This is a genomic window from Maribellus sp. CM-23 (assembly GCF_021354595.1).
Taxonomy (GTDB): domain Bacteria; phylum Bacteroidota; class Bacteroidia; order Bacteroidales; family Prolixibacteraceae; genus Draconibacterium.
This window is the reverse complement of sequence record NZ_JADWYJ010000002.1, coordinates 409,129-420,936: the sequence shown is the minus strand read 5'-3', so window position 1 is coordinate 420,936 and position 11,808 is coordinate 409,129. Positions and strand designations below refer to the sequence as shown.

The following is an 11,808-nucleotide window of genomic DNA, read 5'->3' as shown; positions in this document are numbered from 1 at the left end:
GTACATGATATGTTTGGGCACGGCACTGCACGTCCGCTGCTGAACAAAAATAAAAACAGAGTCATTGCGATCCGTCAAATGACGGAGAAGCAATCTTTGAAGCTCGCAGTTCATTGCAAATTCCTTCTGCCGATCCTCGCCGATTCTCTGCAATATTGCTATTTTTACAGCAAATTCCCGAAAGGATGGAGATTGCGAATAATTTACTGGAACTAAAAAAAGGATTACCGCCCGGTGTGCAGTTGGTAGCTGTTTCGAAAACCAAGCCCAACGAGGATATTCTGGAGGCTTACCAGGCCGGGCAGCGTGTTTTTGGTGAGAACAAAGTACAGGATTTAGCCCAAAAATACGAGGAGCTGCCCAAAGATATTGAGTGGCATTTTATCGGGCACCCGCAAACGAACAAGGTGAAGTACATGGCTCCTTTTGTGAGTCTGATCCATGGTGTGGATTCGCTGAAGTTACTGAAGACGATCGACAAGGAGGCTGCGAAAAACAAGCGGACCATTCGGTGTCTGCTGCAGTTTCATATTGCTGAAGAGAGCACCAAGTTTGGCCTCTCGGTGGAGGAAGCCGTTGAAATGCTGGATACAGGCGAAGTGCAGAAGCTTCAAAACGTTGAAATTGCCGGAGTAATGGGGATGGCTACCTATACTGATGATGAAAATCAGATCAGAAAAGAGTTTCGTGTGTTGCACAATATTTTTTCTGTTCTGAAAAATAAATATTTTTCGGGAGCCGATTCGTTCCGTGAAATTTCGATGGGCATGTCAGACGATTACCCGCTTGCGATTGAAGAAGGAAGTACAATGATTCGGGTGGGAAGCAAAATTTTTGGAGAAAGGAATTATCAAAATAAAAACTAAATTTCGATACTTTTTCGCCTGGCAAAAAGTTGGGTGTAGGAAATAATCATTTAAACAAAATTCGATGGTAAATCTTGAAACAACATACCTGGGATTGAAATTGAAAAATCCGCTTGTGGCAGCCAGCTCGGGTTTAACGAGTTCAGTAGAAAAAATAAAAGAACTGGCCGAAGCCGGTATTGGCGCTATTGTGCTGAAATCGATTTTCGAGGAGCAGATCAACAACGAAGTAACCAATATGCTGAGCAAAGACCAGCAGAATACTTCGTACCCCGAGGCGGAGGATTACATAAAGAATTACCTGCGTGATAATACGGTTACCAAACACCTGGAGTTGGTGAAGAAAGCCAAAGAAGCAGTGGATGTGCCAATTATTGCAAGCATTAACTGTGTGAGCTCGGCTGAGTGGACCAGTTTTGCCCGGGATTTTGAAGAAGCCGGTGCCGATGCCATCGAACTGAATATTTTTTACCTGCCAACCGATCGCAACGAGAAACCCGGTGTGGTTGAGCAATTGTATCTCGATGTGCTGAAAAAAGTAAAGTCGGAAGTATCCATTCCGGTGTCGGTAAAATTCGGATTGCACCACAGCAACATCATTGGTATGGCCGATAAACTGAAAGCCAACGGCGCTGCGGGTATTGTAATGTTTAACCGTTTTTACGAACCGGATATTAATCTTGAAACACTGGAACTGACGGCTTCTGAAGTTTTTAGTTCTCCGGCAGATATTCGCAGAAGTCTGCGTTGGGTAGGTATTGTTTCATCAGCAGTTAGTAACCTCGATATTGCCGCATCTACGGGTATTCACGATGGCGATGGCGTTCTTAAACAATTGCTGGCCGGTGCCAAAGTTGCCCAGCTTTGTTCATCGCTGTATGTAAACGGGGTGGGTGTTGTTCCGAAAATGCTGGAAGACATGACTGCTTTTATGAAAAAATGGAACTTTAAAACGGTGGACGATTTCAGGGGAAGACTGTCGTACAAGAACATTCCTGATCCGTTGTTGTACGAGCGTTCGCAGTTCATGAAGTATTTTTCCAATAAAAAATAAGAAATTATACAATGACCTTCTTGAAACCGGCTTTCCTCTTCCAATTTGTCATTTTTATGGGGATGGCCGGTTTTGTTTTGGCCCAAAGTGCAGACCCTCCGGTAATTGAGAATCCAAGTACCAACGTAATGTTGTATTGTGCCGAGCCGGTTGCGGTGGCTCCTTTAATCACCATCGAAAACATCCAGGTCAATAAGGAGAGTGATGGGATCAAGATTTCCATCTCAAATTACATTAAAGGAGAAGATTTACTGGAGTTTGATAAAGAGGGATCCTTTAAATATAAATGGGATGTAAACACAGGGTCTCTGGAAATTACCGGGGTGGGAACCGACGAAGCGTATGAAGAGGCCGCAAAAAAAGTTTATTACCGGAATGTATCTTCGAATCCGACCGGAGGAATTCGTTCTTTTTCCATTAGTTTACGCGATGCCGATTACCTGCCTTTTACTGCGGATTCCGGTCACTTTTATCAATATATTCCAAAGTTGGATGTTACCTGGAAACAAGCCCGCGATTTGGCTGCCAATGCCGATTATTATGGATTGAAGGGATATTTGGCCACCATAACATCGAGTGCGGAAAATGATTTTATCTGGACAAAAATTGATGGAGTGGGATGGATTGGCGCTTCCGATGAAGCACAAGAAGGAAAGTGGATGTGGGTAACCGGCCCGGAAGCCGGTACGCATTTCTGGCAGGGAAATTACCCGAATGGTTCTCGCGTAAATAATAGCTTCTCGTATTGGAACAGCGGGGAACCCAATAATGTAAACGGGAGCAATGGAATTGGGGAGGATTATGCACATATTAATGCGAATCCGGGTACGATTCCAAAATCATGGAACGATCTTCCCAATGCAGGAGGCGGTCCAAGTTCACAGTACTACCGGGCGCAAGGATATGTGGTGGAATATGGCGGTATGCCCGGTGAACCGAAATTAAAACTTTCGGCCACCAGTTATGTGGATGTGAAAGACAGCAAAGCGCCTGAACTCGACTACAACCAGATGGATACCTTTTTATGCGGCACACTGACGCAGAAGTTTAAAATTGCGTTTTCCAATGGTCAACCTACCATAACCCTGACGCCGTTGGATTCACGTGTCTCAGTTGTTGATGGGGATACGTATTCTCCCACAATTACCGTCCCCGATTTCGGAACTTATCCTTTTCAACTGGATATGATTGCGCAATCCGGCTGCGAATACATCGATACTATTCATCTGGGGGTGCATAACCAACCGGAAGCAAAATTCGAACTGGATGAGACTACTTGCGAAGGCTACAACCTGCAATTGGAGTTTGAAGGGATAACCAAAAACGAAGCCATTTTTACCTGGTATTACAACGGAGAGGAGTTTGCATCGGAAACTGATCTGATGGAGGTGGAAATTCCGCTCGGTTTTAGTGTGATGGATCGTACGGTTGGCCTGAAAGTAAACGAACAGGGGTGTGTCGATTCATCTGAGAAACCGGTTTCGGTGGTTCCCCGGAATTCAGTATTGGTGGATGATCCGATTGGTTGCTCGCCTCATTCAACCCAGCTGGTTGCTACCGCTGTTGAGTCAGCAACTTCTTATTCCTGGGACTTTGGCGATGGAAACAGCTCTCCGGAACAGAAACCCATTTATTCATTTGTTAATCCATCGGATACCGTTCGCACATTTGATGTGAGTTTAACTGTACTGTCGAACACAGGCTGCCGGAATTTTGAGGTGATGGACGATCTCGTCAGTATATATCCTGTTCCTGTAGCTGCATTCGACCCCGTTCCGGAAGTGGCTGTGATCACTTCGCCGGGAATCAGTTTTTACAATAACAGCCATGCGGCCATTTCGTCTCTCTGGGATTTTGGTGACAACACTTCTGCTTCGCAAGAAGAAAATCCGGTGCACAAATACAATGATATTGGGGATTTCCACGTGCGTTTGGAGGTGACCAACGATTTTGGTTGCAGAGACACCCTGGTACGCATTGTCGGTATTGATTTCGACCGTTTTTTCCCGCCCAATGCTTTTTCTCCCAATGCCGCAACGGAGGAAGACCGTGAGTTCAGGATTTACGGAAAAGGGATAGTTGAAGACGGTTACAAACTGATGATCTATAACCGCTGGGGAGAAACGGTTTTTGAATCCAACAGTTCTTTAGTAGGCTGGGACGGCAAGATGAGTAACGGAAATGATGCGCCGGCGGGTGTTTATACCTGGGTGTTTCAATACATCGATGTTAAATCAAAAAAGCACACACAACAAGGCAATGTAACCTTGTTGTATTAACCTTTTCTTTTCAAAATATTAACATTCCACATTCTCTTCAACATTTTAATTGGCTGCTAATTTTTGTAACTTGTAGACTCCATTTGATGAGTGAAAAAATGAACAAAATGGAGAGGACCAGAAGAGATTTGGCTGACAAAAAGTATCAGGTATTTAAAGGGTATCGGGTGAAGGTTGTGAAAAAAAGTTGGGAGACGGTTGAACAGCAGTTTGTGGTGCCGTGGGAGATGAAACATGAGGAATGGAAGGCAACCACTCATTAAATCATCGGTACCAGCAACTTGTTTTGTATAACTCTTTTTCTTTTAACATTCATAAAAAATGTCAGTGATATTTCGTGAGAACCGTAGCTGTAGTTAGATAATTTCGAAAGCGTGTAGTCAAAGCTATAGCCAAACTGGAATTTCTCGCGGGCAAGTCCTATTAGTGCTATGATGGCATCGGGGCGTTTGTCAAGATTGTTTCTGAACCAGCCGCCAAATACAAATGCTTTTTCAATCATATAAATTCCCAGGTTTAACTGTTTAAAGCTTCCCTGTTGCTGGTAAAGTATGTTGGGCGAAAGCTTGTATTCGCGCGACAAGAGTCCGTGATGGAAATTTTTTGAACGGGCACCTGCGTGTATGGTTATTTTCATAGGTAGTCTGCCTTTCTGATCTCCTTCAATAATCGACTCGTTGGGCTGGTTAAGGTGGTGAACACTTGCTCCCCAGAATACTTCGCGGTATTGTCCCACTGTTCCAAAGGCAAAATCGGGGAATATCTTTCGGTCGTTGGAAACTGTCAAGGGAGCACTACCGGTAATCACTCCGGAGATCTGATCGATGTTGGAGGGGAATACCAGTTGGTTAAGATCGAACTGTTTTACCATGAGGCCTCCCTGTAACCCGAGGGTCATAAACGTCTCTTTTCCCAGTTGAACATGATGAGAATAGGCCACATTGGCTGAAGTTGTGTTTACGATGGCGTTGGGTTCGCGGTCGTAATAGAGTTGAAATCCGATCCCTGATTTCAGGTTTTGGGTTAGGCGGTCATACGAAACAGAATAGTTGCTGAATGCAGAGCCGTTTTGAGGCCACTGATTCCGGTAATTGGCAACAGCACGCGGAAGCTCCGAGGTGCCGGCAAAAGCCGGATTCAAATGAAGCGGATTGGCAAAAAACTGCGAATACCCCGGATCTTGAGCGAAGAGTACAACGGGGAAAAAGAGCACTATATACACGAGTCTACCAAGGTTCATCAGATCCCGGTTAAGTTGTTAGGCCGGCCAAAGTACAAAATCATTTCTACTTTCTTTTAACTGCCCACGGATTAATTCGGGTGTAATCAATTTCAGGAATGGTAACGCGCAGGGCAAGTTCTACACAAAAGCCAATTTCGTCTGAAATTCCCGGAATTCCGGCCCCGGCACTCAAGTCAATCCGGGTATAATCACTGGCATAGCCAACGGTGCCTCCCAGGGTGTGAACGTTGTTGGTAAAATCGCTTTGAAGAAAAGCTCCCAGCGTATGACGGGTGTGTTGGGTAAACACTCTGAACCGGCTCAAAAACAGGTCGGTGTTGTACGACACAATCAGTTCGGGAGTGAGGATAAAAGGTCTGGAGCGGAGCCCGTTTTTAAAACCTCGGTTCTTTTTTGACAGGTAGAGAACAAGGCTGACCGGGTTGTTTTTTGTGTCGAGCGAGTCGGTGGCCATGTCCATTTTCAGGGGAACACTCATGGTCATTCCGCAGGTAAGTGCTTCCGTGTCCCATAAAAAACCAACCCGTGGTTTGACTATCACATAACGCATGAACTCTGGGCCCGGGAGGTTCGATGGTGTTTCGGGATCAATCAACATCCGGTCGAGCGTGTGAACCCACCATTGCTTGGTCGCCATTAAAATATAGCCGCCTGCCGAAAGACGGATGGTGCCGTTTTTTGTTTTTTTCGGAAATCCTGCATAGCTAAAACCGGCTTCGGTGGTACTGATGTTGCGGCTGCCAATCAGTCCCTGCTGGAAATAGAACGCAATTCCGCCTTTCAGTTTGTCGGAATACGTATCGTAAGTGGCGTAAAAAAGATTGAAGGCTATGGAGTCATTCAGCTGGTAAAAGTGGTTGCCGGTTCGCAGGGAAGTGGTGTTGTCAAACCCTGCAAATCCGGGGTTGGCGATTACGGGATTCCAAAGCGGACTTAGCTGGCTTTCGTTTTGCGCATGCGCCAGCAGGTTTGCACAGGCAAACATACACAGAACCCCTATTTTTACCGCAACTTTCAATTATTCACCTCTTTTTAGGAGGACATTCGTAAGATCTCTTCCAGAAAGTACTGTTTGCGTTCGTCAGCCGTTCGTAAGGCTCCCGCAATTTTCAGACGGATCGCCTTGAACTCCTCCTCCGGTGGAAAATGCTCCAGGTTTTCAATGACTGTAAAGGCCTCAAAAGCAACCTCCCAGCTTTCAGAAATTACGAGGTCGGCAAAAACTCCCATATAGCTGCCAAAGTCCAGCCCGTTTTGCCAGCAGGTGGTGATGATCTCTTTTCTTATGTTTTTGTATTTTTCATTCTGAAGAACTTCGATAAAAACCGGAATGGTTTCCTTGTCTTTCACGTTTCCCAGCAACTTCAAAATAGCATCTTTTACTTCTGCTTCCGGAACTGAAAGCAGGATTTCAAAAAGCATCGGAAGATATTCTTTGTTTCCTTTTTCGCGCAGTGATTCTACGGCTGCCAAAACCGTTTCTGCATTGGCCGAAAACAGTTTATCTCTTGTTGCTGTATCTATCTTTTGCTGTTTCATTTGTCTGATTTTCTTCTGTTGAACGGCTGTAAAAATACGTTAATAAATGAGCCAAAACAAAGCTCGTTCTTAAATGTTTCCATTATTCGGTACCTTTGGGCCATTCATGAAAAATATTGAAGAGTTAAAGGAGGCTAATGTTGGCCGGTTAATGCTGAAATACTTTATTCCGGCCTTTGTGGGTGTGTTTGTCAATGCACTGTACAATATTGTTGACCGGATCTTTATTGGGCAGGGAGTTGGGGCAGAGGCACTTTCGGGTGTTTCGGTTATTTTCCCGATTATGCTGGTGATGATGGGATTTGGGATGCTGATCGGGATCGGAACCGGTGTTTATGTTTCCATCAACATGGGGAAAAAACAAATGGACCGCGCCGAGCAGACGCTGGGAACAGGCTTTGTGCTGATGGTAATTGTGTCGCTTTTGATTACAGTAGTAACCTACATTTTTAAAGTTCCCATCTTAAAATCTTTTGGATCGACGGAGGAAACCTTTCAGTATGCCAATGATTACCTGGACATTGTTCTGGCCGGAACTCTTTTTATGATCGTAGGCTTTTCGCTGAATAACGTAATCCGTTCCGAAGGAAATGCCCGGATCGCCATGATTTCGATGTTGTTGAGCTCAGTCACCAACCTGATTCTGGACCCGATTTTTATTTTCTGGCTCGATATGGGAGTAAAAGGAGCTGCTTACGCAACCGTTATTTCCATGTTTGTGTTAATGGCCTGGGTTCTTTTCCATTTCTTGTGGAGTAAGCGGGCAGTTCTTCGCTTAAGATTAAAGAATATAAGGATCGACTGGTACATTTTGCTGGAAATTGTGGCGATTGGGATGGCACCTTTTTCGATGCAAATAAGCAGCAGTTTTGTCCAAGGATTACTCAACAAGCAACTGATCGGCTTTGGAGGTGATTTGGCTGTTGGTGCTATGGGAATCATCAATTCGGTGGTTTCTCTGGTAGTGATGGCCATTGTGGCGCTGAATATGGCTTCGCAGCCCATTATCGGGTTTAGTTACGGAGCCAAATCGGTGGAACGAATCAAACATGCCCTGCGTATTTCGTTGGTGGCAGCTACGCTAATTTCGGTCGGTGCATTTGTGTTTATCGAATTTTTCCCCGGAATTATCATTAAGGTGTTTAACAGCGACAGTCAGCAGCTTTACGAAATCGCGTCGCGGGGACTGCGGATTTTTGTGCTGGCTTTCCCCTTTGTTGGTTTCCAGGTGGTGGCCTCCAACTTTTTTCAGGCGATCGGAAAAGCTGGTTTGTCGATGTTTGCTACGTTGTTCAGACAAGTGATTGCGCTGATTCCTTTGTTGCTTGTTTTACCCGGTATTTTTCAGATTGACGGCATTTGGATGAGCTTCCCGATTTCCGATTTTTTGTCGGCAATAGTGGTTGCTTTTATGTTGACCCGCGAATGGAAACGTTTACCTTTAATTGTTGGTGAAAGTAATGCGAAGTAAAATTATAAAGATAATTGCCCTGCTTAATTGGGTTTTACTGATGGTGTATTTTTATCGAATAACCCCTGAAATACTTACCTATGAATTGATCGGGCAAATTCATTTGCCATTTGGGACACTAATCTCCTGGAGTATGCTTGTGGCTTATGCGTATCTGACCCGCAGCTTTGTGGCAGGAAAACATTCAGGAATTATTTGGCGGACAGCAAAGAAAATACTGAATGTCAATTTTATTCTTGCAATCGCCTGGGGAATCATTTCCTTTTTGCTTTCGGGCAACTGGTCATTTTCCTTTCAAAATGCTCCGCTGAACTTTACTTTCTGGATGGCTATCACCGGCGTAATTCTGATTCTCCCCCTTGTTGTTTTGATTGTGGCGGGAATCTATTCTTTAGTTGGCAGAACCCTACGTCGTTAATTTTTCTTTCAAAGCCTGTCCTGTATATGAATCTTCCATCCCGATCAAATCTTCAGGAAGTCCTTCAAATACGAGTTTTCCTCCTTTGTCACCACCTTCCGGCCCCAGATCGATGATCCAATCAGCGCATTTGATCACTTCCATGTTGTGCTCGATAACAATAATCGAATGTCCGCGAGAGATCAAGGCGTTAAAAGAATCAAGTAGTTTCCGGATGTCGTGGAAGTGCAGACCGGTAGTCGGCTCGTCAAAAACAAAAAGGGTAGGGGCATCTTTCTCGCGCGCCAGGAACGAGGCCAGTTTCACACGTTGGCTTTCTCCCCCGGAAAGAGTACTCGACGACTGCCCGAGTTTTATGTATCCCAATCCAACATCCTGCAAAGGTTGCAGGCGTTTCACAATTTTCTTTTCGGTCGAACTTTTCCCTTTTGCAAATAATTCGATGGCCTGATTAACCGTGAGATTCAGAATGTCGTCGATGTTGTGGTCATGATAACGAACATCCAGAACATCTTCTTTGAAACGTTTTCCGCCACAGCTTTCGCAAACCAGGAAAACATCGGCCAAAAACTGCATTTCCACTTTAATGGTTCCTTCTCCCTGGCACTCATCGCAACGGCCACCATCCACGTTAAACGAGAAATGAGAGGCTTTTAGTCCCTGTATTTTTGCCGCCTGTTGTTCCGAAAATAGTTTTCGGATTTCGTCGTAGGCTTTCAGGTAAGTCACCGGGTTGGAACGCGATGATTTTCCAATCGGGTTTTGATCGATAAATTCAATGGCATCCAGCATTTTGTAGTCGCCCAGAACGGCATCGTGATGGCCGGTTCGTTCGCCGTAGCCACCTAGTATTTTCGTAAGCGCAGGCGTCAGAATTTTGGTGACCAATGACGATTTTCCTGAACCACTAACTCCGGTCACCACCGTCATTGTATTCAGCGGAAACTTTACCCGGATGTTTTTCAGGTTGTTTTCGCGTGCTCCTACCACTTCAATAAAGTTGGTCCACTTGCGCCGGCGCGCAGGAACCGCGATCTTTTCAATGCCGGTCAGGTATTTGGTGGTCAGACTCTCCGGTTTTTTTGCCAGCTCCTCGTGGTTTCCCTGGAAAACCACTTCGCCACCGTGTTGTCCTGCCAGCGGGCCAATATCGATCACTTCATCAGCCGCTCGAATGATCTCTTCGTCGTGTTCCACCACAAAAACGGTATTCCCGATCATTTGCAGGCGCCGCAATACTTTTATCAGTTTTTCAGTGTCCCTGGAATGAAGACCGATGCTGGGTTCATCTAAAATATAAAGTGAGCCCACAAGGCTGCTTCCCAGCGATGTGGCCAGGTTAATACGTTGCGACTCTCCTCCCGAAAGTGTGGAAGATAAACGGTTAAGGGTAAGGTAACCCAGTCCTACATCGCAAAGAAATACAAGCCGGTTGTTAATTTCGATGAGGATTCTTTTGGCAATTTCAACATCGTGTGGAGTTAATTCCAGTTGACGGAAAAATTCCTGCAATTCGGTAACCGGCATCAAGACTAGTTCCTGAAGCGATTTTCCGGCGATTTTTACATAACCGGCTTCGCGTTTTAACCGGCTGCCTTTGCATTCGGGACAAATGGTTTTGCCGCGGTAGCGTGATAGCATTACGCGGTATTGTATTTTGTAGCTGTTTTCCTCAAGAAACTTAAAGAAGGCATTTAATCCCTGGAAATACTGGTTGCCGGTCCATATCAGGAACTTTTGCTCTTCGGTGAGCTCGTAAAAGGGTTTGTGGATCGGGAACCCGAATTTTTCGGCCGAGTAGATCAGTTCATTTTTCCATTCGCTCATTTTTTCGCCTTTCCAGCAGGCAACGGCGTCCTGATAAATGGAAAGCGATTTATTCGGAATAACCAGGTCTTCGTCGATCCCGATTACTTTTCCGTAGCCTTCGCAAGTGGGGCAGGCACCAACCGGGTTGTTAAAGCTGAACATGTGAACGCTTGGTTCCTCGAACTCCATGCCGTCGGCTTCAAAGCGGTTGGAAAATTGTGCACTCTCCACACCGCCGGGCAAAAAGGCTTTTACGGTACATTCGCCACGCCCTTCAAAAAAGGCGGTTTGAACCGAGTCGGCCATCCGGCTTTGGGTATCTTCGTCGCGCTGTACCGACAGACGGTCGATAACCAAGTTGCAGCTTCCTTTGCAGAAATCGTTGTTTTTGGCCAGAATCAGCTCGTCGATCTTTATTATTTCATCGTTGGTCTCCAGGCGCGAAAAACCCTGTTGCATCAAAAGTTCGGCTTCTTCCAGAATGCTTCTTCCGTTTTTGGGAATCAGTGGCGAAGCAATAATGATGCGGGTGCCTTCTTCAAACGAATTGATAAAGTCGACTACATCGGTTACGCTATGCCTGCTTACTATTTGCCCGGAAGCAGGGGAATAGGTTTTTCCGATACGCGCAAACAGAAGTTTCAGGTAGTCGTAAATCTCGGTGGATGTGCCCACTGTGGATCGCGGATTTCTTGTATTTACCTTTTGTTCAATTGCAATGGCCGGCGGAATCCCGTTGATGAAGTCAACTTCGGGTTTGTTGATCCTTCCGAGGAACTGACGCGCATAGGAGGAAAGACTCTCCACATACCGGCGCTGTCCTTCAGCAAAAAGCGTGTCAAAAGCCAGCGACGACTTGCCCGATCCGGATACTCCTGTGACAACAATAAACTTATTCCGGGGAATTTTTAAACTGATGTTCTTTAGGTTGTGGACCCTGGCATTTTGAATTTCTATGTATTTTGAGCTTTTACTATTGGACATAATTTTGATGATAAATGCAATAATCCGTTAAAAAAACTTGTATTTTTCGTTGAAATGTTCCATTTTTGGATCACACAAAATTACAATAATAGTTGTACCACACTTAAAAATTGACGCCTATAGAAAAATTTTACTTTTTGTTTAC

The 11,808-nt window shown here is 45.2% G+C and carries 10 protein-coding genes; 6 read left to right on the top strand and 4 right to left on the bottom strand.

Translation table 11 applies throughout. The features are described 5' to 3' along the window. Nucleotides 1-185 precede the first annotated feature (185 nt). The 4 genes from INQ51_RS09085 (at nucleotide 186) to INQ51_RS09070 (ending at nucleotide 4,462) form a co-directional block, all read left to right on the top strand. The gene (locus tag INQ51_RS09085; protein WP_233377655.1) at nucleotides 186-866 is read left to right on the top strand and encodes a YggS family pyridoxal phosphate-dependent enzyme; all 681 of its coding nucleotides are present in this window, start codon (nucleotides 186-188) and stop codon (nucleotides 864-866) included. 64 nt (nucleotides 867-930) lie between these two features. After that, nucleotides 931-1,920, top strand: a complete 990-nt coding sequence (locus INQ51_RS09080) for a dihydroorotate dehydrogenase-like protein (RefSeq protein WP_233377654.1) — start codon at nucleotides 931-933, stop codon at nucleotides 1,918-1,920. An 11-nt stretch (nucleotides 1,921-1,931) separates the two neighbouring features. Further along, the gene (locus tag INQ51_RS09075; RefSeq protein WP_233377653.1) at nucleotides 1,932-4,199 is read left to right on the top strand and encodes a PKD domain-containing protein; all 2,268 of its coding nucleotides are present in this window, start codon (nucleotides 1,932-1,934) and stop codon (nucleotides 4,197-4,199) included. Nucleotides 4,200-4,306: 107 nt separating this feature from the next. Continuing rightward, a complete protein-coding gene (locus INQ51_RS09070) occupies nucleotides 4,307-4,462 on the top strand; it encodes a hypothetical protein (protein ID WP_233377652.1) in 156 nt (51 codons plus the stop codon). Here the strand turns inward: INQ51_RS09070 and INQ51_RS09065 are convergent. Genes INQ51_RS09065 through INQ51_RS09055 form a run of 3 tightly spaced genes read right to left on the bottom strand, consistent with a single transcriptional unit; the run spans nucleotide 4,459 to nucleotide 6,981 of the window. Beyond that, entirely contained in the window at nucleotides 4,459-5,439 is a 981-nt protein-coding gene (locus INQ51_RS09065; protein ID WP_233377651.1) for a type IX secretion system membrane protein PorP/SprF, read from the bottom strand. The genes INQ51_RS09070 and INQ51_RS09065 overlap by 4 nt on opposite strands. 46 nt (nucleotides 5,440-5,485) lie before the next feature. Next, nucleotides 5,486-6,427: a type IX secretion system membrane protein PorP/SprF gene (locus tag INQ51_RS09060; protein WP_233377650.1), complete on the bottom strand. Its 942-nt coding sequence runs from the start codon at nucleotides 6,425-6,427 to the stop codon at nucleotides 5,486-5,488. Between the two features lie 47 nt (nucleotides 6,428-6,474). Next, complete coding sequence (locus INQ51_RS09055; protein ID WP_233377649.1) at nucleotides 6,475-6,981, bottom strand: HEAT repeat domain-containing protein; 507 nt, start codon at nucleotides 6,979-6,981, stop codon at nucleotides 6,475-6,477. A gap of 73 nt (nucleotides 6,982-7,054) precedes the next feature. Here INQ51_RS09055 and INQ51_RS09050 point away from each other — a divergent pair, with 73 nt between their 5' ends. Next, the gene (locus tag INQ51_RS09050; protein ID WP_233377648.1) at nucleotides 7,055-8,452 is read left to right on the top strand and encodes an MATE family efflux transporter; all 1,398 of its coding nucleotides are present in this window, start codon (nucleotides 7,055-7,057) and stop codon (nucleotides 8,450-8,452) included. After that, nucleotides 8,442-8,870 (top strand): hypothetical protein, encoded by a 429-nt coding sequence (locus tag INQ51_RS09045; RefSeq protein ID WP_233377647.1) that lies wholly within the window; start codon nucleotides 8,442-8,444, stop codon nucleotides 8,868-8,870. The genes INQ51_RS09050 and INQ51_RS09045 overlap by 11 nt, the downstream gene beginning before the upstream one ends. Here the strand turns inward: INQ51_RS09045 and uvrA are convergent. After that, complete coding sequence (gene uvrA, locus INQ51_RS09040; protein ID WP_233377646.1) at nucleotides 8,859-11,663, bottom strand: excinuclease ABC subunit UvrA; 2,805 nt, start codon at nucleotides 11,661-11,663, stop codon at nucleotides 8,859-8,861. The genes INQ51_RS09045 and uvrA overlap by 12 nt on opposite strands. Between the last annotated feature and the right edge of the window lie 145 nt (nucleotides 11,664-11,808).

Coding starts and splice junctions, on each gene's coding strand:
- INQ51_RS09065 (WP_233377651.1), bottom strand. CDS start 5,439: ATGAACCTTGGTAGACTCGTGTATATAGTGCTCTTTTTCCCCGTTGTA.
- INQ51_RS09070 (WP_233377652.1), top strand. CDS start 4,307: ATGGAGAGGACCAGAAGAGATTTGGCTGACAAAAAGTATCAGGTATTT.
- INQ51_RS09045 (WP_233377647.1), top strand. CDS start 8,442: ATGCGAAGTAAAATTATAAAGATAATTGCCCTGCTTAATTGGGTTTTA.
- INQ51_RS09085 (WP_233377655.1), top strand. CDS start 186: ATGGAGATTGCGAATAATTTACTGGAACTAAAAAAAGGATTACCGCCC.
- uvrA (WP_233377646.1), bottom strand. CDS start 11,663: ATGTCCAATAGTAAAAGCTCAAAATACATAGAAATTCAAAATGCCAGG.
- INQ51_RS09060 (WP_233377650.1), bottom strand. CDS start 6,427: ATGTTTGCCTGTGCAAACCTGCTGGCGCATGCGCAAAACGAAAGCCAG.
- INQ51_RS09080 (WP_233377654.1), top strand. CDS start 931: ATGGTAAATCTTGAAACAACATACCTGGGATTGAAATTGAAAAATCCG.
- INQ51_RS09075 (WP_233377653.1), top strand. CDS start 1,932: ATGACCTTCTTGAAACCGGCTTTCCTCTTCCAATTTGTCATTTTTATG.
- INQ51_RS09055 (WP_233377649.1), bottom strand. CDS start 6,981: ATGAAACAGCAAAAGATAGATACAGCAACAAGAGATAAACTGTTTTCG.
- INQ51_RS09050 (WP_233377648.1), top strand. CDS start 7,055: ATGTTTCCATTATTCGGTACCTTTGGGCCATTCATGAAAAATATTGAA.